At 73.6% G+C, this 21,584-nt stretch carries 15 protein-coding genes and 1 pseudogene; 9 read left to right on the plus strand and 7 right to left on the minus strand.

All coding sequences use genetic code 11. The features are described 5' to 3' along the window. Window positions 1-161: 161 nt before the first annotated feature. Window positions 162-737, plus strand: a complete 576-nt coding sequence (locus tag POD19_RS03905) for a TetR/AcrR family transcriptional regulator (protein WP_020625620.1) — start codon at window positions 162-164, stop codon at window positions 735-737. 13 nt (window positions 738-750) lie between these two features. On the opposite strand, the gene POD19_RS03910 is transcribed toward POD19_RS03905, so the two are convergent. The 4 genes from POD19_RS03910 to POD19_RS03925 all read right to left on the minus strand — a co-directional run bounded on the left by POD19_RS03910 (window position 751) and on the right by POD19_RS03925 (window position 4,700). Then, window positions 751-1,017: a hypothetical protein gene (locus POD19_RS03910; RefSeq protein ID WP_020625619.1), complete on the minus strand. Its 267-nt coding sequence runs from the start codon at window positions 1,015-1,017 to the stop codon at window positions 751-753. A 370-nt stretch (window positions 1,018-1,387) separates the two neighbouring features. Beyond that, the gene (locus tag POD19_RS03915; protein WP_036316208.1) at window positions 1,388-2,080 is read right to left on the minus strand and encodes a response regulator; all 693 of its coding nucleotides are present in this window, start codon (window positions 2,078-2,080) and stop codon (window positions 1,388-1,390) included. A gap of 56 nt (window positions 2,081-2,136) precedes the next feature. Continuing rightward, window positions 2,137-3,480, minus strand: a complete 1,344-nt coding sequence (locus tag POD19_RS03920; RefSeq protein ID WP_063189408.1) for a sensor histidine kinase — start codon at window positions 3,478-3,480, stop codon at window positions 2,137-2,139. Window positions 3,481-3,545: 65 nt separating this feature from the next. Continuing rightward, window positions 3,546-4,700: a nitronate monooxygenase gene (locus POD19_RS03925; RefSeq protein WP_144818892.1), complete on the minus strand. Its 1,155-nt coding sequence runs from the start codon at window positions 4,698-4,700 to the stop codon at window positions 3,546-3,548. Window positions 4,701-4,781: 81 nt separating this feature from the next. On the opposite strand from POD19_RS03925, the gene POD19_RS03930 reads away from it, so the two are divergent. From POD19_RS03930 to POD19_RS03940, 3 genes are all read left to right on the plus strand, one after another. Beyond that, on the plus strand, window positions 4,782-6,143 hold the full coding sequence (locus POD19_RS03930; protein WP_340309339.1) for an L-lactate permease: 1,362 nt from the start codon (window positions 4,782-4,784) through the stop codon (window positions 6,141-6,143). Between the two features lie 378 nt (window positions 6,144-6,521). Next, window positions 6,522-7,187, plus strand: a complete 666-nt coding sequence (locus POD19_RS03935; RefSeq protein ID WP_063189414.1) for a response regulator transcription factor — start codon at window positions 6,522-6,524, stop codon at window positions 7,185-7,187. After that, window positions 7,184-8,533: a sensor histidine kinase gene (locus POD19_RS03940; RefSeq protein WP_063189416.1), complete on the plus strand. Its 1,350-nt coding sequence runs from the start codon at window positions 7,184-7,186 to the stop codon at window positions 8,531-8,533. Before POD19_RS03935 ends, POD19_RS03940 begins: the two co-directional genes overlap by 4 nt. 138 nt (window positions 8,534-8,671) lie before the next feature. Here the strand turns inward: POD19_RS03940 and POD19_RS03945 are convergent, their stop codons facing one another. Beyond that, window positions 8,672-12,049 (minus strand): beta-phosphoglucomutase family hydrolase, encoded by a 3,378-nt coding sequence (locus POD19_RS03945; RefSeq protein ID WP_144818896.1) that lies wholly within the window; start codon window positions 12,047-12,049, stop codon window positions 8,672-8,674. Window positions 12,050-12,335: 286 nt separating this feature from the next. Between POD19_RS03945 and POD19_RS03950 the strand changes: the two genes are divergently transcribed. Then, window positions 12,336-12,926, plus strand: coding sequence for a hypothetical protein (locus tag POD19_RS03950; RefSeq protein WP_036316210.1), 591 nt, complete (start codon window positions 12,336-12,338; stop codon window positions 12,924-12,926). A 16-nt stretch (window positions 12,927-12,942) separates the two neighbouring features. On the opposite strand, the gene rlmC is transcribed toward POD19_RS03950, so the two are convergent. Next, the gene (gene rlmC / locus POD19_RS03955) at window positions 12,943-14,154 is read right to left on the minus strand and encodes a 23S rRNA (uracil(747)-C(5))-methyltransferase RlmC (protein ID WP_043282587.1); all 1,212 of its coding nucleotides are present in this window, start codon (window positions 14,152-14,154) and stop codon (window positions 12,943-12,945) included. A gap of 10 nt (window positions 14,155-14,164) precedes the next feature. Further along, on the minus strand, window positions 14,165-14,773 hold the full coding sequence (locus POD19_RS03960) for a HEAT repeat domain-containing protein (RefSeq protein ID WP_020628173.1): 609 nt from the start codon (window positions 14,771-14,773) through the stop codon (window positions 14,165-14,167). Window positions 14,774-14,893: 120 nt separating this feature from the next. On the opposite strand from POD19_RS03960, the gene POD19_RS03965 reads away from it, so the two are divergent. The 4 genes and pseudogenes from POD19_RS03965 to POD19_RS03980 all read left to right on the plus strand — a co-directional run bounded on the left by POD19_RS03965 (window position 14,894) and on the right by POD19_RS03980 (window position 21,370). Next, window positions 14,894-15,868 (plus strand): acyl-CoA thioesterase, encoded by a 975-nt coding sequence (locus POD19_RS03965; RefSeq protein ID WP_036316197.1) that lies wholly within the window; start codon window positions 14,894-14,896, stop codon window positions 15,866-15,868. A 24-nt stretch (window positions 15,869-15,892) separates the two neighbouring features. Continuing rightward, window positions 15,893-17,160 (plus strand): annotated as a pseudogene (locus POD19_RS03970) (phospholipase D-like domain-containing protein). Window positions 17,161-17,522: 362 nt separating this feature from the next. Then, window positions 17,523-19,280 (plus strand): ABC transporter ATP-binding protein, encoded by a 1,758-nt coding sequence (locus POD19_RS03975; RefSeq protein ID WP_144818898.1) that lies wholly within the window; start codon window positions 17,523-17,525, stop codon window positions 19,278-19,280. Further along, window positions 19,277-21,370 (plus strand): ABC transporter ATP-binding protein, encoded by a 2,094-nt coding sequence (locus POD19_RS03980; protein WP_144818900.1) that lies wholly within the window; start codon window positions 19,277-19,279, stop codon window positions 21,368-21,370. Before POD19_RS03975 ends, POD19_RS03980 begins: the two co-directional genes overlap by 4 nt. Window positions 21,371-21,584: the final 214 nt, after the last annotated feature.

Below are 21,584 nucleotides of genomic sequence, written 5' to 3' on the forward strand. Positions count from 1 at the left end.
GCCACTCTCCCGCCCGGACCCGGCGGAGCGGATCGGAGGAGGGGACCACCTCCGTCGGCGGCGGGTCATGCCTGGGGATGAGGCGGGCCACCGGGGCGTGGGCCCGAGGGCGTCAAGTCCCCGCCGCCGGGCGGTGCGGGGTGGAGTGGGATGATGGGGACATGAGAGCCAACGCCCGCGCCAACCGCCAGGACCTGCTGGCGGCCGCCGGCCGTCTCATCGCCACCCAGGGGGCGGCGATGTCCCTGCGCGGGGTGGCGCAGGAGGCCGGGGTCGGCGTGGGGACGCTGTACCGGCACTTCCCCACGCGTCGGGATCTGCTGGACGCCGTGCTCGAGGACGTCGTGGCCCGCACCGGGGGGATCCTGCAGGCCTTCCTCGACGGGGTGGGCGGGGACGGGCACGGCGGTGGGACCGAGGCGCGGTGGCGGAGGCTCGCGGAGGACCTGGGGGCCGTGAACCTGGCCTCGCTCGCGGCGGCCCGGGACGACTTCGACCCCGCCGACCGGCCGCCCGAGGCCCTCATCGCCGAGGCCGAGCGTGTGATCCTCGAGCTCGCGGACCAGGTGGTGGCCGAGGCGCGGCGGGCCGGGCTCGTGGGCCCGGACGTGACCGGGGCGGACTACCTGTTCGGCCTGCTCATGGTCACCCGGTCGCCGGAGTGCGCGCTGCTGGGCCACGGCCCGGACCAGCGGGGCTGGCTGCTGGACACGTACCTGCGCGGCCTGCGGCCCTGAGGGCGCGGCCGGGTCAGTCGCCCGGGGCGTCGTCCTCCAGGACGGGGCGGGCGGTGGCCCACGCGACGGCGCCGGCGAGCAGGCCGGCGCCCGCGGTGAGCGCCAGGCGGAGCAGCCCCTCGACCCCCGTGAACAGGCTCAGGCCCAGCATCACGACGGCGGCCGTCACCAGCGCCACGAAGAAGGCCACGCATTCACTGTCCCGCTGCGCCTGCTCGGCGGCTGGGTCGGAGGCGCGGGACGTCGTCGGGGTGGGGTGGTCCAGGATGCTGCCGGTCATGGTGCCTCTCCTCCAGTGCGCGTCGGGCCGGGGCGGCCATCGGCGCGTGCACCCCGGCGGCGGACCCGCTGCGGGGCCTGCGTCCAGCATCGCGGAGGGGGTGGGCGCACCGGCAGGGCCATGAGGATGAACCTCGGGGCGTCCGACTCATACCCAGGTATGACCTGTGATTGTGCTGGCAGGCGCCTGGGGAGTGGCTCAGGGAAGGGCCCCGCCGCCCCGGCCGACCGCCCCGGCCGACCGTCGAGGCCGGCCGTTGAGGCCCGCAGACACGCCGCTACGACGACGGCGTAGCGGCGTGTCTGCGGGCCTCGACGAGGGGTGGGGCAGGGGCTAGGGCGGGGGCTGCAGGGCGTGCCGGAACGGCGGGTCAGAACTGCACGAGGCCCGCGCGGTGGGCGATGAGCACGGCCTGCACGCGGTCGCGGGCGCCTAGCTTGGCCAGCACCCGGCCGACGTGCGTCTTCACCGTGGCCTCGGAGAGCACGAGCTCGGCGGCGATCTCCAGATTCGCGGCGCCCTGCGCCATGAGCACCAGCACCTCGTGCTCGCGCGGGGTCAGCGACGCCACGGCCGCCTGCTGCTCCTCGCACTCGGCGCTGCGGACCTGGTCCGAGCGCAGACGCGGGGCCATGTGCGTCAGGAGCCGGCGCGTCGTGGACGGGGCGATCACGGCGTCGCCCCGGTGCACCGTGCGGATCGCGGCGAGCAGCTCCTCGGGCGGGGCGTCCTTGAGCAGGAAGCCGCTGGCGCCCGCCTCGATCGCGTCGAAGGCGTACTCGTCCAGGTCGAAGGTGGTCAGCACCACGACGCGCGGGGCGTCCGGCCGGCGCAGCAGCGCGCGGGTGGCCTCGATGCCGTCCATCTCCGGCATGCGCACGTCCATCAGCACGACGTCGGCGCCCGCCACGGACACCGACGCCACCGCCTCGCGCCCGCTGCCCGCCTCCGCCACGACCGTCAGGTCCGGCTGCGAGTCCACGAGCATGGCCAGCCCGGAGCGGATCAGTGCCTGGTCGTCCACCAGGGCCACGCGGACGGGGACGGTCTCCTCAGAGCTCATGGGGTCATCCTCTCAAGTCGGGCGGGGTGAGCGGGCGAGACGGGGGCGGCCACCCCTCACACCGCCGAGTACGGCAGGTGGGCGGACACGCGGTACCCGGCCCCGACGCGCGGCCCCGTCTCGAGCGTCCCGCCGAACAGGGCCGTCCGCTCGGCGGCCCCCCGCAGACCCTGGCCGCTGCCCCGGGTGGCGGGGTCGGCGGCGGCGCCGCAGCCGTCGTCGTCGATCTGCAGGTCCAGGCCGTGCGCCGTCCAGGCGAGCGTGACGAAGGCGTCCGCGTCCGGCCCGCCGTGGCGCAGCGTGTTGGTGAGCGCCTCCTGCACGATCCGGTACGCCGCCAGCTCCCCACCCGCCGGCAGCGTGCGGCGGGGTGTGCCGGTCTCCAGCAGGGACACCTCGAGCCCGGACAGGCGCATCGTCTCCACGAGGGCGGGCAGGTCCGCGAGTCGCGGCTGGGGCCGGCGGCCCGGGGGCAGGCGGGTGCCGCGGCCGTCGGGGGAGGCGACGACGTCGGCGGCGGGTCGCCGGGCGTCGTCGTCGGTCACGCCGGGCACCCCGGCCACGGTCTCGCCGGTCTCGCGGAGCACGCCGAGCAGCTGGCGCATGTCCGCGAGCGCGGAACGGCCGGTCTGGCCGATGGTCTCGAGCGCGGTGACCGCGAGCGCGGGCTTGGCGGCGGCGGCGTACCGGGCGCCGTCGGCCTGGGAGATGATCACCTGCAGGGAGTGGGCGACGATGTCGTGCATCTCCCGGGCGATGTGGCTGCGCTCGTCGGCGGCGGCGAGCTCGCGCTCCTGCCGGGACTGCACCTCGAGGCGGTGGGCGCGGTCCTCGAGGGCGCGCACGGCGAGGCGGCGGTTGCGCACGACGTCGCCGAACGCCCACGCGGTGAGCACCACGAGCCCGCAGCCGATCGCCATGATGACCATGGCCAGCGGCTCCGCGGGGGAGCGGACGGTGAGGCCGTCGGGGGTGACGAACTGCGCCGGGAACAGCCACACCTTCACCCCGTTGGCCACGCCGCCGACCAGCCCCAGGAGGAGCCCGGCCACGGAGACGCTCCGGGGCGCGTTTGCAGCGAGGTTGTAGACGGTGAGCGGCACCATCAGCAGGGACAGGCTGAACTCGGGCCCGGCGAGCAGGTGCAGGACGGCCGCGGCCGTCACGACGGCGGCCGAGGCCACCGGGCGCACCCGACGCACGGCCCACGGCAGGACCATGCCGGCCCCGGCCAGGAGGGAGACGGCCGTCTGCCGGCCCTGGGGGTCCGGGGCGACCATCGGCCCGAGCGCGATCCACGGCAGCGCCACGAGCACGGTGAACAGTGCCGCGGCGGCCATCACGTCGGTGCGCACGGGGTGCAGGCGCGTCCACTGGTCGAGGCGGCGCAGGGGGTTCACGCGGGCCAGCCTAGGCCGCAGGCCGAGGGGCCGGCGTCAGTCCGCGGGATGATCCGGGACGGTCCTCAGGGCGCGAGGGAGGCGAGGACGTCGGCGGCCGGCGCCTCACGGACCCGGTGCGCCTCGGTGCCGGCCCACAGGTGGACGCGTTCGAGGTCGCCGGCGGCCGCGGCGGCGGCGCGCAGCCCCTTCGTCAGGACGTTGACCTCGGGGTACGCGGCGGGGGCGTCCGGGTGCTCCGCCATGAACGCGGTGGCCAGCGACCGCGCCCACCGCCCCGTGTAGGCGCGGGTCAGGCCGGTGCGGGCCCGGCCGTCGTCGGCGGAGAAGCGTGTCCCGGCCGCACACGCCGCGACGGCGGCCCGGTGCGCCGCCGAGGTGCCCGCCTCCGGGGTGAGGAGGAACGCGGTGCCGGCCGAGACGGCGTCCGCGCCGGCGGTCAGCAGGGCGCGCACGTCCTCGGCGGTGCCCACGCCGCCGGCGGCCACCACGGGCGCGGCGCTCGCGGCCCCCGTCCCGACGACGTCGCGCACCGCCGCCAGCACCGTCGGCATCTCGGCGCGGGTCGGCTCCGCGGCCGGGTCCGACGTGCCCCGGTGCCCGCCGGCGCGGTGGCCCTGCACCACGAGGAACGCGGCCCCGTGGTCGAGGGCGGCCCGCGCCTCGGTCGCGTCCGTCACGGTGGCTCCGGCCGGGATACCCGCGGCGGCCAGCCGGGCGAACACGTCGGCGGCCGGCAGGCCGAACGTGAAGGAGACCAGCGGCCACGCCTGCTCCTCGGCGGCGGTGAGCAGGGCGTCGAAGTCGGCCCGTTCGGCGTCCGGGTCCGGGACGACGTCCGCGGCGGTGGGCAGGCCGGCGGCGCCGTCGGCCGTCAGGCCCGCCCGGTACGCGGCGACGGCCGCCGTCCGCGCCGACCGTGCCGCCTCCGTGCGCGCCGCGTCCGGGATGGCCGTGTTCACCGCGTCCGGCACGAACAGGTTCACGCCCCAGCGGTCCGGCCCCTCCGCGCCCAGCAGCGCGCGCAGCGCGTCCACCTGCGCGCGCATCTGCGCGGCCGTCCGCATGCCGCCGGCGAGGAACCCGCCGCCGCCTGCGCCCACGACGGCGGCGACCAGCTCCGGGGTCGAGGGGCCGCCGGCCATCGGGGCCACCGCCACGGGCACGGGCGGGATCAGGCGGGCGCGGGTGACGTCGTCGGGGTGGGATGGCTGCGTCATGACCCCCAGAGTAAGGGGAGGGGTGTCGGCCCCACCCCGCGCCTACAGTGGGGCGCAGTACACGAGGGAAGGGGGTGCGCCGTGGAGGTGCTGCTCGCGCTCTCACCCATCCTGCTCACCCTCGTGCTGCTGCTCACCCGACTGCCCGCGTGGGTGGCCCCGGCCGCCGGGACGGCCGTGGCCGTGCTGCTGGCCCTCACGGCCTTCGGCGTGGCCCCGGGCGACCTGGGCGGCGCGATCGGCGCCGGCGTGCCCACGCTGCTCGAGATCCTGGCGATCATCGCGGGCGGCATCACCCTGTCCCGCGTCATGGAGTACTCGGGCGGGCACGCGCGCCTGGCCGCGTGGCTGTCGGCGGGCAACGGCCCCACGATCGCGACCGCGCTGCTCATGGTGCACGGCGTCATCCCGTTCCTCGAGACCGTGACCGGGTTCGGCGTCTCCCTGATCGTGGGTGTGCCGCTGCTGCTGGGTCTGGGCTACACGGCGTTCCGGTCCGCGCTGATCTCCGTCCTCGCGCTCACCATCGGCCCGTGGGGGTCCATGGCGCCGGGCACGCTCATGGGCGCCCGCCTGTTCGGCCTGGACTTCCGGGAGATCGGGGTCACCGCCGCGGTGTTCAACCTGCCGGCCTGCCTGGTGGCGGGCGTGGCCACGGTGCTGCTGCTGCGCGGGGCGCGCGGCATGCGAGTCGACGTCGGCCCGGCCCGGACACTGCCCTGGCTCGGCGTCGCCGTGCTCTCCGGGGTCGCCCAGTGGGCGCTGATCCTGGGGGCGAACCTCGTGGTCGGCACCGCGCCGGCGGGCGCCGTCGCCACGTTCGTGCTCACCGTGGCCTGGCTGCTCGTGATCCGCGGCGGCCGGCTGCTGCCCGGGCCGGGGCGGGACGTGGTGCCGTACCTGACGCTCATGGCCGGCACCGTGCTGGGCACCACCGTGAAGGGCGCGTTCGGGCTCGAGGGGGCGGCGGCCCTCGTGGGGACGCCGGCGCTGTGGGCGTTCGTGGCGGTGGGCGTGGGCGTGTGGCTCCTCCACCTTGACGCCGCCGCCCGCCGCCGAGTCCCCCGCGAGGCCGGGAAGCTGTGGGTGGGCACCGCCATCCCCAACGCGCTCTACGTGGCGTTCGGGCTCATCCTCTCCGCCGGCGGGGTCTCGCAGGCGCTCGCGGGCGCACTCAGCGGGATGGGGGAGTCCTACCTGGTGGCGATGCCGTTCCTCGGCGCGTTCGCCGGCTTCATCACGGCCTCGAACACCGGGGCCATGGCCCTGATCGGCCCCCTGCAGATGGACACAGGCGCCGCCCTGGGCGTCCCCCGCCCTGGTCCAACGGCCTGCACAACGCGGCCGCGGGCTGGGGCATCGTCGCCGGGCCCGCTCGCATCCAGGTGGCCCACGGCATGGCCGCGGGGGCGCAGTCGCCGCAGATGCCCGGCTGGGCCGTGACGCGGCGGAACCTGTTCGTGGTGCTGCTGCCGGCCATGCTCGCCGGGATCCTCGGCATGGCCGTGATGGGCTGGTTCCTGCTGCCGCGGTGACGCGCGGGGGTGGAGCGGGGCCCGGGTGGGGCGGCCCGGTTCCGTGGGCGGAAGCGGCAGGCCAGAGCGTTCCGTGGGCAGAAGTGCCCTCTCTTCTGCCCACGGAGGCGACGGGGTTGTGGGTTCTGCCCACGGAGGCGATGGGGTTGTGGGTTCTGCCCACGGAGGCGCCGGGACTGCGGTGGCCGGCCGGGCGCGGGAGCCGGCCCGGTCCGCCCCGAGGCGGGGGCCGACGTCGACCTTCGGTGGACGCGCGGCGGCCTGTGCGCCTCCTAGGCTGGACGCCATGATCCGAGTAGTCGTGGCCGACGACCAGGCGTTGATGCGCACCGCCCTCGAGCACTTCGTGGCCCAGGCTGAGGACCTCGAGGTGGTCGGCTCCGCCGAGGACGGGGTCCAGGCCCTCGAGGCGGCCCGCACGCTGGCCCCCGACGTCGTGCTGATGGACATGCAGATGCCCCGCATGGACGGCGTCGAGGCCACCGCGCGCATCTCCGCCGAGGCCCCGGGCGTGCGCGTCCTGGCGATCACCACCTTCTCCTCCGAGCAGTACCTCGTGCCCGCCCTGCGCGCCGGCGCCGCAGGCTACCTCGTGAAGGACGCACCGCCGGCCGAGGTCGTGGACGCCATCCGCCGCGTCCACGCCGGGGACGCCGTGTTCTCCGCCCGCGTGGCCGCGGACCTGGTGGAGGCCGTCACCGCGGCCCCCGAACACGCCGCCCCGTGCCCGGCCGAGCCCCTCGCCCCGCACGAGCGCCTCACCGAGCGCGAGCTGGACGTGGTCCGCGAGCTCGCCAAGGGCGCCTCCAACGCGGAGATCGCCGGCGCCCTGTTCCTCGCGGAGGCCACGGTGAAGTCCCACATCGGCAAGGTCCTGGACAAGTGGCAGGTCCGTGACCGCGTGCAGATCCTCATCCGCGCCGCCCGCGCGGGCCTCGTGGACATCGGATGAGCATCGCGGCGCCCGCCCCGGCTCGGACGACGACGGCGACGTCGCCCCCGCCTGCCGAGTCTCCCCTGGGCTCCCGCCTGCCGGCGATCCTGCGCACGGAACCCGTCTCCCGGCACACGCGGATCGTCCTCTATGTGATCGTCGGGCTCATGGTGCTGGGGGAGATCCTCACCCTGATGCTGGGGCCCACGGTGGCCGCCGGGCTGAGCGCCGACCCCGAACTCGCGGGCATCCTCGAGGAGGACGGCGGGCTGACGGGTGAGGGGCGGGAGCCGCTCCTGCGCTGGGTCCTGTTCCTGGCGAGCGTGCTGGTCACGCTGCTGTTCGGGTGGCAGCCCACCCTCGCGGCGGTGTTCGTGCTGCTCGGGTGCACGTTCGGTCTGGTGGGCCTCGTGGAGGCGGACCACGCGCACCTCACCCCGCAGGCGTTCAGTGGCGGGGTCGTCCTGGGCGCGGCCATGGTGACGCGGTACTCGCACCGGGTGTTCGTCTGGTTCGCCCTGGGCGCCCTCATCCTGCTCACCGTCGCGGGCGAGGTCCTCACCGACGGCACGTGGGCGGACGAGGACAGCCTCAAGGGCGTCATGGTCATCACGCTCATCGTCGCGCTGTGCGTGGCGGTGCCGGCCTTCATGATCCGCCGATCCCGGCATCGGGCCCGGGACCGCGAGGCGGCCCTGCGCCGGGCCGAGGAGGCCGCCGCCTGCGCCGCGGAGGCCGAGCGGCAGCGGATCGCGGCGGAGCTGCACGACGTCGTCGCGCACGGGCTCACCGTGATCTCGATGCAGGCCGCCATGCTGCCCACCCAGAGGGACCCGGACAAACGGGCCGCCGCGGAGAAGGCCATCGAGCAGGCCGCCCGACAGTCCCTCGTGGACCTGCGCCGCATGCTCACCGCGCTACGCGGCTCCTCCCGCAACGCGCAGACGGCGGAGGGGGACGCCGTCGTGGACCTGCCGGCCCGCCTCGACGAGTTCGAGGCCCGCCTGCACGCGGCCGGGTTCGCGGTGGAGCGCTCGCTGACCGAGCTGGACGAGCTGCCGCGCTCCCTGGAGCTGACCGTGCTGCGCGTGGTGCAGGAGTCGGTGACGAACATCCTCAAGCACGCCCCGCGCCGCGGCACCGTGCACCTGGCCTCGGAGCTCGAGGGCGCGGACCGCCTCGTGCTGCGCATCGCCAGCCCGATGGATGAGGGCGAGCCCCGCCGCGACCGCGTGGTGGTCGCGATGGCCAGCGGCTTCGGCCTGGCCGGCATGCGCGAGCGCGTGGCCGTGTTCGGCGGCACCCTCACGGCCGGCCCGCTGGGCGGCTGCTGGGTGGTCCGCGCCGAGCTGCCGCTGCGCTGAGCCGGGGCGGCAGCCGCGTCCTCCCGCGTCCTCCCGCGTCCTCCCGCGTCCGGGGGCGAAAGTGGGCGGTATCCGCGCGGGATACCGCCCACTTTCGCCCCCAAAGGGACGGGGTGGGGTGGCCGACGACGGCGGCCCTCAGTCCAGCGGGACCGTCAGCTTCTCGCCGGGGGAGAGGGTGTGCTCGCGGCCGGCGATGATCATCGGCACGTCGTGCCACATGCCCTCGCCCGCGGCCACCGTCACCTCCCGCTGGGTCATGTGGATGACCACGGGCTGCTGGCGGAACCGGATGGTGAAGCGGGCGCCGGGCAGCTGGGCGGGCATGCGGGGGTGCAGCCGGACGACGTCGTCGCGCGTCTCGAGGCCCGCGTAGCAGCGGATCACCGTGTCCACGGTGCCCGCCATCAGGCCCAGGTGGATGCCCTCCTTGGTGGTGCCGCCCTGCGTGTCCGAGAGGTCCGACTCGAGGGCCTCCGTGAACAGGTCCCAGGACCGGTCCGGGTCCGTGCGGGCCGCCACCCACGCGTGCACCAGGCGGGAGAGCGTGGAACCGTGCGTCGAGCGGGCCTCGTAGTACGTGACCATCCGCTCGAACGCCTCCTGCGGCAGCTCGTAGCCCATGCGGCGCAGGATCCGGTCCAGCTCCTCGGAGGAGAACAGATAGCCGAGCATGAGGGTGTCGGCCTGCTTGGAGAGCTTGTACCGGTTGGTGGCGTCGCCCTCGGCCTGCAGGATCAGGTCCATGCGGCCGATGTTCCCGTACTTGGCGCGGTAGGCCTCCCAGTCGAACTCGAGCAGGTCCTGGTAGCCCTCGAACTGGGCGAGGATGCCGGCCTCCTCGCCCTCCTCGAAGAACGGCACGGTCAGGCGGGTGCTGACCTCCTCCCAGCGCTCGATCTCCTCCTCGGAGATCTCCATGAGCTCGGGCAGGCCGTCGTCGATCGTGTCCAGCCAGCGGACCAGGCGGGCGGTCTCCGCGAGCACCCACGAGGTCAGCACGTTCGTGTACGCGTTGTTGCGCAGGCCGGAGCCGGGGGTCTCGGGATAGCCGTCGTGGAACTCGTCCGGGCCCATGACGCCGTGGATCTCGTAGCGGTCCGTGACGGCGTTGTGCAGGGTCATGGACATGAAGAACCGGGAGATCTCCACGAGCATCTCCGCGCCGTAGTCCGAGATGAAGGACGTGTCCTTCGTGATCTCGATGTACCGCAGCACCGAGTAGGCGATGTCCAGGGAGACGTGCCGCTGGTTGTGGGAGTTGTCCGGCATCCACATGCGCGAGCGCGGGTTCCACAGCTCGGTGGGCGTCTCCTCGGAGCCGTCCGCCCCGGACTGCCACGGGTACATGGCACCGGCCCAGCCCTCGGCCTGGGCGTTGGCGCGGGCCTCGTTGAGACGCCGGTAGCGGTACATCAGCAGGCCCCGGGTGATCTCGGGGCGGCGCAGCGTGAGCATCGGGTAGACGTAGATCTCGTCCCAGAAGATGTGGCCGCGGTAGCCCTCGCCGTGCAGGCCGCGTGCCCCCACGGAGGCGTCCAGGTCCCGGCGGCGGCCGTAGGCCGTCTGGAGCACGTGGAACGTGTGCAGGTTCAGGGCGAGCTGCTGGCGCAGCGACGCGCCGTCCTTGCCCATCGGGACCGCGGACCCCACCGGGGCCGAGTGGCCGGCGTCGACGACGGGCGGCGCGTATTCGCCGCCGGCCTCCGCCGCCGTGGAGCGGCGCTGATGCCGGTACGGCTCGGCCAGGTCGATGCGCACGGAGAACCGGTCCCAGTTGGTGCCCCAGCGCTGCTCGTGCAGGGTCAGCAGGTTGCGGAAGTTCTGGGCGCGCTGGACGTCCTTCACCGCCGACTCCCACACGGAGGCGTTGGCGTGGTCGTGGCTCGTGGCGACGGCGGCGACCTTCTCCAGCACGAGCGGCACGCCCTCGTCCACGTGGAGGAGGATGTCCTGGCCGACCACCAGGTCCGAGCCGTCCACGGGGCGGCGGATGGGCTCGTGGTGGCCCACCGGCGCCACCTGGCGGGTGCGGGTGGCCATGGCCACGTGGATGCCGGACTGGTTGGTGGCGGTCTCGAGCAGGACGGTCTCGCCGTCGATCTCCCGGGCCTGGACCGGCTCGAGGTGCTGGTTGGCGAGGGTGCGGTCGTCGGAGACGTTGAGGTTGGCCACGCGGCCCTCGATCTTCGAGCGCACCGTGAGGTCCCCGGACCAGTTCTCCGCCACCACGGTCAGCTCGATCGCGGCGAGGTGCCGATTGGCCAGCGAGGTGAACTGCCGGGTGTGGACCGTGGTGCGCCGGCCCTGCTCGTCCTCGAAGGTCATGGTGCGGGAGAGCACGCCGCGGCGCAGGTCCATCTCCTGGCCGTACTCCACGAGGTTCTCCTCACCCGGCAGCAGCGGGCGGCCGTGGCGCGGGGTCACCACGAGCGGGGTCCAGTCCTGGATGTTGACCATGTGCTCGGTCTCCACGACCCGGCCCTGGACCATCGAGGTCAGCCGGTTGAACACCCCGGCCATGTAGGTGCCGGGGTAGTGGACGGAGGAGATGCGCGTGCCGGGCACGGCGCCGCGGGTGCCCCAGTACCCGTTGGCCAGGGTGCACAGCACCTCGCGTGTGCCCTCGGAGGCCGGGTCGAAGCGGTCCCAGCGCAGCACCCACGCGGGGTCGAACGGGGTGGTGGTGCGGTCCTCCAGATGCAGGGTCCCGTAGTCCTGGACCACCAGGTGGGCGCCGGCCTCCTTGAGCCGGCCCTTGCCGAGATCGGGCTCGCGGTCCACGCCGATCACGAGGCCGAAGCGGCCGTCCGCGGCGGCCTTCACACCGGAGACGGCGTCCTCGAGGACCATCGCGTCCGCGACGTCGACGCCCAGCTCCCGGGCGGCCTCCCAGAACATCGCCGGGTCCGGCTTGCCCGGCAGCCCGCGCTCGAGGGCGGTGTTCCCGTCCACGATCACGGGGAAGAAGTCCAGCACGCCGCCGGCCGTGAGCACGGCGCGGGAGTTCTTGGAGCTGGTGACCAGTGCGACCGGCACGCCCTTGGCCCGCAGCCGCTCGAGGAGGTCCTGGGCCTCCGGGAACACGCGGACGCCGTCGCGCTCGAGCACCTGCTCGAAGTAGCCCTGCTTGCGCTCGGCGAGGGCGAGGACCGTCAGCTCCGGGGCCGCGTCCGCCTCGGGGGCGTCGGCCTCCGGGACGTGCAGGCCGCGGGAGGCGAAGAACGTGCGGACCCCGTCCTCGCGGGGGCGTCCGTCCACGTGGTGCAGGTAGTCGGCGGCGGCGTCGAAGGGACGCAGCACGTCCGGGTCCGCGGCGACGACGGCGGCGTTGGCGGGCAGCGCGCCCACGGCGGGCAGCGCCCCGTCGAAGAGCTCCTTCCACGCCTGCGCGTGCACGCCGGCGGTGTCCGTGATGACCCCGTCCATGTCGAAGATGACGGCGCGGTAGCGGCGGAGCCGGTGACGGCGGGCGTTCAGGTCCTGCGGAGCGGCGGGGGTGAGCGTCTGCGACATGGGAACCAGCCTACGGGCGGGGAAGTGGGGCCGCACGGGGAGTGCCGCGGCGATGTTCACCGCAGCGAGCGCGCCGTCGTTCCGGCCGACCGCACCGCAGCGACATCACAGCGGTTCTCAGCTGCGGTGATGTCGCTGCGGCGCGGTGGGTTCCGGGAATAGGGTCGTGCCGACGGGGCGGACGTGTGCCCCCGCGCGCCGGAAGCGTGGCCCGGGAACGAGCAGGACACACTCGGCGGAGATGGCCGGGGGGCGAAGGGCTCATGAACTGGATGATGAGCAAGTGATGGATGCGAAGCCGACGCGGTTGCGGAAGAAGGCGACGCGGGAGGAGATCCTGGCGAGTCTGCCGGTGCAGGCGCGGGTGCGTCCGGCGCGGTGGTTGCTCCTGTGGCTGATCGTCGTGGTGTGCATCGCGGTGTTCGTGTGGGTGATCTTCCGGCCGCCGGAGGATGTCTCGGCCGGGTTCGGGGTGTGGCGTGTGGCGTCGTTCATCGGGTTGGCGCTGGCGTTGGCGGTGCTTCCCGCCGCGACGATGGGTCTGTTCCGGCCTCGGCATGTCACGTTCGATGAGCGACGGGTGTGGACGCGGGACTGGTCCGTGGACTGGGCGGACGTGAAGGAAGTCCGTGCTGTGGCGCCAGAGTCGGAGCACACGATGAAGGTGGCGCTCAAGGTGGACGAGCGGCTGTGGAACGAGGGTGGTCTGCGCAAGGCCAACCGGTGGGACTCGGGACGGCCGTTGCAGGGTGGCGGGTTGACCCGTGCGCAACCGCTCGTGCTCACGCAACCCGCGCTCGCGCCGTCGGCTCTGACGCTGCTGCAGGTCTTCGTCGAGTTGAAGAAGCGGAACCGTCGGGCGGGGAGCCCGCGGTGACGCGCCCCGGCTTCCGTCACCGCCGGGTCAGCAGCGTGAGCACCTCCGCGTGCCGGGTCTGGGGGAACATGTCGAACACCTGCACCCGCGCCACCCGATAGCTCGGCATCCGGGCCAGGTCCTGCGCGAGCGTCGCCGGGTTGCAGCTGGAGTACAGGACGGTGGGCACACCCGAGTCCTCCAGCGCGTCCGCCAGCTCGGCGCCGATGCCCCGCCGGGGCGGATTCACGACGACGGCGTCCGGGCGGGGCCGCCGTTTCTTGAACGAAAGCGCCTCCGGAGCCCGCCGTTTCTCGAACGAAAGCGCGGAGGTGGCGTCGCCGGCGGAGAAGCGCGCCCGGTCGGCCAGGCCGAGCTCCGCGGCCGTCTCCCGGGCCGCGGCCACCGCCTCGGCGGAGGACTCCATGCCCCACACGTCGCGCACGCCGGCCCGGGCCAGGTGGAACGCGAACCCGCCCACCCCGCAGTACAGGTCCCACGCCGACGCCGGCAGGCCGGCCTCGGCGACCCACGCCGCCGCCGTCGCGTACAGCCCCTCGGTCACCGCGGTGTTCGTCTGGAAGAACCCCTGCGGGCGCAGCCGCAGGCCCACCCTGTTGAGCCGCATGGTGAGCGTCGGCCCGCCGGCGAGCACGATCTCCTCGTCGCCCTCGGGCAGGGCCACGTGCTCCGGCAGCAGGTTCGCGCTCACCACGGCGGCGGGTGTCCCGCGCGCCGCGAGGTCGTCCAGCAGCCCCGGCACCGCCGCGCGCAGCGCGTCCAGCCGGTCGGCGGAGCGCAGCACGAACCGGACCATCGCCTCCCGGTCGGGGGAGAGCGTCACGATCACGTTCTTCAGCTCGCCCGTGCGGGCGGCGACGTCGTAGGGCTCCAGCCCGGCCGCCGTCACCGCCGCCGCGCACGCGTCGAACACGCCTTCCATGCCGGCCTCGTACAGGCCGCAGTCGCGCAGGTCCACGCCGGCGCCGTCGTGATGGCGGGGGTGCTGGCGCGGGTCCAGGATGCCCAGCCGCGGCGCCGCCGCCGACCCCGTCACCACGAGCTTCGCCTTGTTCCGGAACCCCGCCTCCGCGGAGGCGAACGGCTCAGCCACGACCGTGTCCGCATCGAGCGCGTCCGCCAGCGCGGCCAGGACCGCGGCCTGCTTGTCCGCGAGCTGCCGGGCGTACGGCACGCCCATCAGCGGGCAGGAACGGCACTCGCCGACATCGAAGTGGGGGCACTGCACGGGCGTCGCCTCAGCCCTCGAGGCTGACCCGCAGGCCGGGCCGGTCCAGGCGGATCGCGAGCTGCTCGAGGGCCAGCTCGGCGGCCGCGGCCAGGTCCGCGTCCACGTCCATCACCATGCCGGTGAGCACGGGCAGGGCGGACTCGAGGTCCTCGGGGCGGGCGAGGGCACCCAGTGCGGACGCGGCCGACGCGCGGACCTCCGGGTCCGGGTCGGCACAGCCGGCCCGCACCGCGTCCACGAGGGTGCGGTCGACGGCGGCATCGCGGCGCAGCGAGCCGGCGCGGGAGGCGAGCACGAGGTGGGCCGCCGAGCGGACGTCCGCCTCGGGGGCGGTGAGCGCCCCGGTCAGGGCGGGCAGCGCGCTGCGGTGCCACGCGTGCATCAGGGCCAGGGCGCCGGTCGCGGCGGGGCTGAGGTCGCCGTCGTCGCCGGTGAGGGCGCGGGCGGCGCCCGAGGTGACGTCATCGGGAGTGGCCGCGCCGGTCATCAGGCGCACCGCCAGCCCGGCGACGGCGGCCTCCCCGCGCTCGGCGACGGCGGCCTCGGTGCGGCGGCGCAGGCGGTCGTGCGGAGTCTGGGGCTCCGCGGGCAGGGGGAGACGGTCGAAGGCGGTCATGGGTCCATTGTCCCCCGTGCGCGGACCCGCCTGGGGCGCGGCCGGGAGGTTCCCCGCAGACTCCTGGACGGGGCGTGACCGGCCGCACAGGGCCCGGACTCGGGTGATACGTTCGACGGCATGAGACCCCCCGGAGCCCTCGCCCTCGAATTCCGGGCGGACAGCTTCGATCATCCCACCGGCCTGGTGGACGCCGGCACCGTCATCTCCTGGATCGAGAAGGCCGGCTACGCCGTCGCGGCGAGTTGGGCCGGGACGTTCGTGCGTGCCCGCTACATGGGGCACACCCAGTTCCGGCACCCCGTGCCGGTGGACCGCCGTGCCGTGGTGCAGGCGCGCGTGGTCCACACGGACGGCGCCGAGGTGCACGTCCAGACCCGCCTGCTGCTGCCGGAGATCCGCGACGACGACGGCGACCCCGTGGTCGCCACCTCGTCCCTCGTGGTCTACGCCGCGGAGGAGGGCGGGGTGCCCGTGACCGTGCCGGTCTGGGAGCCCTCGACCCCCGGCCAGATCGAGCGCGACGAACAGGCCCGCCGCTCCACCGTGGCCCGCCGCGCCGTCGAGCGCGGCATGGCCCGACTGCCGTTCCCCGCGCCCGGGGAGGCCCCCGAGGAGATGAGCACCCTCGCGTTCCTGGCCCCCAACGCGGAGGCCACCGTGGGCGGCACCATCAACGCGGGCGCGATCCTGCGCTGGGTGGACGAGGCGGCCGCCGTCTGCGCCGCCCGCTGGACCGGACATGAATCCGTGGTCGCGGTGTTCGGCGGCGGTGTGCGCTTCGTGCGGAACATCCACGTGGGCGACCTCGTGCGCGTGGAGGCCCTCCTGGTGAACACCACGGAGCGGTCCATGCATGTGGCGCTGCGCGTCTACGCGAGCCGACGCACCGGGGCGGAGTCCCGCCTGGTGGCGCACTCGATCGCCGTCATGGTGGACGTCTCCGCGGAGGACCAGGCCCAGCGGGTGCGGCAGTACATCCCCGAGAGCGAGAGCGCCCGGAGGCTGCAGGAGACGGCGATCGAACTCGTGCGCATGCGCTCCGAGGTGAGCGCGGCCTGGACCGAGATGCGCCGCTCGACCGATCCGCGCTGACGGGGCCCTGAGTAGACTGAGCGAATGCGTCGACCGTCCCTGCCGTCCCTGTCCCGCCTGCCGGTCCGTCGTCTCCTCCGGGGAGCGGCCGTGGCCGCGGGCGTCGGTCTCGTGGGACTGCCGCTGACGGTCGCCGCCGGGCTCACCGGCGTGGACATGGTCAAGCGCGGCGGCCGAGTGCGCCGACCCGCGCCGAACCCCGGCGTGTTCGACGCCCACGTGGAGGGCTCCGAGCTGCGCATCTTCACCTCGGGTGAGGACCTCTACAAGGAGATGATCGCCGCGATCGACGGAGCGCAGCGGATCATCAAGTTCGAGACCTACATCTGGAAGAGCGACCCCACGGGCCAGCGGTTCATGGACGCCTTCAACCGGGCGGCCGCGCGCGGCGTGGAGGTCTACGTCTCCTATGACGGGTTCGGGAACCTCGTGGTCCCGCCCCGCTTCTACCGTCAGCTGGACCCGCGCATCCACGTGTTCCGGCTGCCGGCCTTCGCCCGCCCGATCTGGCGAGGCGTGGTCCGACACAGCGGGTTCAACCACTCGAAGATCATGGTGGTGGACGACGAGGTCAGCTTCGCAGGCGGCTTCAACATCGGCGACGACTACGCCCGCTTTTGGCGGGACACTCACGTGCGCGAGCGCGGCCCGGCGGTGTGGGGGCTGGACCAGTCGATCTCCATCAAGTGGAACGCGCACCACCGTGCGGGCGAGCAGATGTCCTGGCGCCCCCCGGACACGTGGGACCCGCGCATCACCGTGGCCGCGAACCAACCGCCGCTGCTGGTCTACCCGATCCGGCTGAGCTACCTCGACGCCATCCAGCGGGCGCAGCACCGCATCCTCATCAACACGCCGTACTTCATCCCGGACCAGCAGGTCCTCGAGGCGCTGCTGCACGCGGCCCGGCGGGGGTGGACGTGCAGGTGATGGTGCCGGAGGACTCCAACCACATCGTGGCGGACTGGGCCTCGCGCGGCTTCTTCGGGAAGATGCTCGAGGCCGGCATCACGATCCTGCTGTACAGGGCCAGCATGATCCACGCGAAGACCGCCACCGTGGACGGCATCTGGTCCACCGTGGGCTCGGCCAACGTCGACCGCCTCTCCCTGGGCTTCAACTACGAGTCCAACGTGGTGGTCGTGGACCGCGACTTCGCCGCCCGGATGGAGGAGATCTTCGCTCTCGACGCCCAGCGGGCCGTCCGGATCGACACCCCGCGCTGGAAGGACCGTCACCGCCTCGCCCGCGTGGTCGAGGTCCTCCTGGTCCCGCTGCGTCCCCTGCTCTGAGGGGCCCGGGCGCTGAGCCAGACGTTTCTGCGGTTCTGACGCCCGATCCGCAGCAGAAACGTCTGGCTCACGCCCCCGTCTGGCGTCGCTCAGTCCTCGTGCGGGTCCGCCAGCAGGTGGTTCGGCAGCCGGTCGTCCGGGGTGCGCCCGGGGCGTCCGACGACGACGTGCGGCGCCGGGTTCACCGTCGAGGGGCCCGAGATGAGCACGATCCCGCCCACCGGCTGAGGGACCGGCGCTCCCTCGACGACGGCTGCTGCCCGCGCCCTCCCGCGGCTGGGGCACAATGAGCCCGGCCCCCTTCGGCCCACCTCACTGCAGCCCACGCGGCCGCGCGCCCATCCCGACTCCCTGGGAGCCCCATGCTCTGGACCCTGCTCCGCCGTCACGGCCGGCGCTATCGCGGCGCCGTCGCGGCCGTCGTCGTGCTGCAGCTGCTCAGCACGCTGGCCATGCTGTACCTGCCCAGCCTCAACGCCCGCATCATCGACGAGGGCGTAGCCCGCGGTGACACCGCCCGCATCTGGGACATCGGCCTCGTGATGCTCGGCGTCGCGCTGGTGCAGGTGGTCGCCGCGATCGCCGCCGTGTGGTTCGGGGCGAAGGCCTCGATGGGCGTCGGCCGGGACCTGCGCCGCGCCGTCTACACCCGCGTGGACGCGTTCTCCGCGGAGGAGCTCGGCCGCTTCGGCGCCGCGACCCTCATCACGCGCGGCACCAACGACGTCAACCAGGTCCAGATGCTCACCCTCATGGCCCTGAACTTCATGGTGGCCGTGCCGATCATGGCGGTCGGCGGCATCATCATGGCCATCCGCGAGGACCCGGGCCTGTCCTGGCTCGTGTGGGTCTCCGTGCCGGTGCTGCTGGTGATCGTGGCGTGGATCGTCGCCCGTCTCATGCCGCTGTTCCAGCGGATGCAGGACAACATCGACGACGTCAACGGCGTGATGCGCGAGCAGATCCAGGGCATCCGCGTGGTCCGCGCGTTCGTGCGCGAGCGCCACGAGACACGCCGGTTCACGGACGCCAACGCCGCCCTGACGGAGACGTCCGTGCGGATCGGCCGGCTGTTCGTGCTGCTCGGCCCGGTCATCACGATGATCCTCCACCTCGCCACCGCCGCCGTCCTGTGGTTCGGCGGCGAGCGCGTGGACGCGGGGCTCGTGCAGGTCGGCGCGCTCACCGCGTTCATGCAGTACCTGCTGCAGATCCTCATGGCGGTGATGATGGGCACCTTCATGATGATGATGCTCCCGCGCGCCGTGATCTCCGCCCGCCGCATCGGCGAGGTCCTGGACACCGTCCCCACGCTCGCTGAGCCGGTCCGCCCGGTGACCCCCGCGCGTCGCGACGGCGCCGTGGAGCTGCGCCACGTCACCTTCCAGTACCCCGGCGCCGAGGCGCCGGTGCTCGACGACGTCAGCTTCGCCGTCGCCCCCGGCACCACGACGGCGATCATCGGCTCGACCGGCTCCGGCAAGTCCACGCTGATCAGCCTGCTGCCGCGGCTGTACGACGCGACGTCCGGCGAGGTGCTCGTGGACGGTGTGCCGGTGACCGACCTGGCCCGGGCCGAGCTGACCGAGGCCGCGGCCCTCGTGCCGCAGAAGCCGTACCTGTTCTCGGGCACCGTGCGGGAAAACATGCAGTTCGGGGCCCCGGACGCCTCGGACGAGCGCATCTGGGCGGCCCTCGAGACGGCCCAGGCCGCCGACTTCGTGCGCGCCCGCACCACCGGCAAGGCAGAGACGGCGGCCTCCGGTCTGGACTCGCGCCTCTCCCAGGGCGGCACGGACGTCTCCGGTGGCCAGCGCCAGCGCCTGTCCATCGCGCGTGCCCTCGTGGCCGAGCCGCGGATCCTCGTGTTCGACGACTCGTTCTCCGCGCTGGACGTCACCACCGACGCGCGGCTGCGGGCGGCGCTCGACCGCGCGGCGGCCGGGGTGACTCGGATCGTCGTCGCCCAGCGGGTGGCCACCATCACCGACGCCGACCAGATCATCGTGCTGGACGAGGGCCGCGTGGTCGGCCGCGGCACCCACGCCGAGCTGCTGGCGGACAACCAGACCTACCGGGAGATCGTGGACTCCCAGCTGACCGCGGAGGACGTGGCATGAGCGAGCACCTGACGGACGAGGAGATCCTCGAGATCCAGGAGCAGGGCGCCACCGACGACTGGGGCGGCGGGCCGGCCCGCAAGGCCAAGGCGTTCTGGCCGTCCGCGAAGCGGCTCATGAGCCTGTTCCGCACGGAGAAGCTGGGCCTGGTGGTGGTCGCGCTGATGGTGCTGGTCGCCGTCGTGCTCAACGTGTGGGCCCCGCACGTCCTGGGCCGGGCGATGGACGTGATCTTCGGCGGCGTGGTCTCCGCGCAGATGCCCGGCGGGCTGAGCCGCGAGCAGGTCATCGACGGGCTGCGCGCCCAGGGCGAGGACCAGGCCGCGGAGATGCTCTCCGGCATGGCGTTCACACCGGGCGAGGGGATCGACTTCACCGAGCTGGGCCGGCTGATCCTGATCGTGCTGGCCATGTACCTCGTGGCCCAGCTGTTCATGTGGCTGCAGGGCCGCGTGCTCAACGACCTCGTGATGCGCCTCGTGTTCCGCCTGCGCGAGGACATCGAGGCCAAGATCAACCGGCTGCCGCTGAGCCACTTCGACCGCGGGCAGCGTGGCGACCTGCTCTCCCGCACCACCAACGACGTGGACAACGTCCAGCAGGCCCTCCAGCAGGCGTTCGCCTCGCTCGTGTACTCGGCGCTGACCGTGATCGGCATCGTCGGCATGATGTTCTGGCTGTCCTGGCAGCTCGCGCTCATCGCCCTGATCGCCCTGCCGGTGGCCGGTGTGGTGGTGGGCGTGATCGGCAAGAAGTCCCAGGCGCTCTTCTCCGCGCAGTGGCGGGAGACGGGCCGGCTCAACGGGCACATCGAGGAGTCGTTCACGGGGCACGAGCTGGTGACCGTGTTCGGCCGTCAGCGGGACATGGCCGCGCGCTTCGACGAGCGCAACGAGGAGCTGTACGAGGCCGCGTTCACGGCGCAGTTCTACTCGGGGATGATCATGCCGATCATGCAGTGGGTGAACTGGCTGGGCTACGTGGGCATCGCGGTGGTCGGCGGCCTGCGCGTGGCCAACGGGCAGATGACCCTCGGCGCCGTGACCGCGTTCATCCAGTACTCGCGCGAGTTCAACCAGCCGCTTGGGCAGATCGCCGGCATGTCCAACATGCTGATCTCCGGCGTGGCGTCGGCCGAGCGCATCTTCGAGCTCCTCGACGAGCCGGAGGAGACCCCCGCCCGCACCCCCGACGGCACTTTCGTTTGGGAAACGGCGCCCTCCGAGAGCGCTTTCGTTCGGGAAACGGCGCCCTCCGCCATCCCCGGGCCCGACGGCGTCGCCCACCTCCCGCGCCCGCTGCGCGGTCGCGTGGAGTTCGAGCATGTGCGCTTCTCCTACACGCCGGAGAAGCCGCTCATCACGGACCTGAACTTCGTGGCGGAGCCGGGGCAGACGGTCGCGATCGTCGGGCCGACCGGTGCCGGCAAGACCACCCTGGTCAACCTGATCATGCGGTTCTACGAGGTGGACGGCGGGCGGATCCTGCTGGACGGCGTGGACACCCGCACGGTCAGCCGCGGCGAGCTGCGCGCCGCCACCGGCATGGTGCTCCAGGACGCCGTGCTCTTCGGCGGGACCATCCGGGAGAACATCCGCTACGGCCGACTCGACGCCACGGACGAGGAGGTCGTCGCGGCGGCGAAGGCCACCTACGTGGACCGTTTCGTGCACACCCTGCCCGACGGCTACGACACCGTGATCGAGCAGGACGCCGCCAACGTGTCCGCGGGCGAGCGGCAGCTCATCACCATCGCCCGTGCGTTCCTGGCCCAGCCCTCGCTCCTGATCCTGGACGAGGCCACCTCCTCCGTGGACACCCGCACCGAGGTGCTGGTCCAGGGCGCGATGGCGGCGCTGCGCTCGGACCGCACGAGCTTCGTGATCGCCCACCGCCTCTCCACCATCCGGGACGCGGACGTCATCCTCGTGATGGAGGACGGCGACATCGTGGAGCAGGGCTCGCACGATCAGCTGCTGGCCGCTCGCGGCGCGTACTTCCGGCTGTACAGGAGCCAGTTCCAGGGCGGGGAACAGGCGGAGGAGCAGGACGACGACGGCGCGCCCGCCGCGCGCGAGGACGCCCGCTGAGGCCGGGGCTGGATGGCGCCGGCGCCCAGCCACTGGCCGCTGGCGTCGCTGCGACACGGGACCACCCGATGACCTTCTCGATCCAGGTGCCGGTGAGTTTCACGAGCCCGCACCTCTCCGGAGCCGGAGGTGTACGGGGCTAGGGCGCGCGGCGGTGACGGGAGTATCGAAACCCGATCGTCGGGCCACCCCTGCCGGTGTGGCCGCGCTCATT

Origin of the sequence: Micrococcus sp. GPGPB33 (assembly GCF_037853785.1) — a bacterium.
In the GTDB taxonomy this organism is placed as follows: Bacteria; Actinomycetota; Actinomycetes; order Actinomycetales; family Micrococcaceae; genus Micrococcus; species Micrococcus luteus.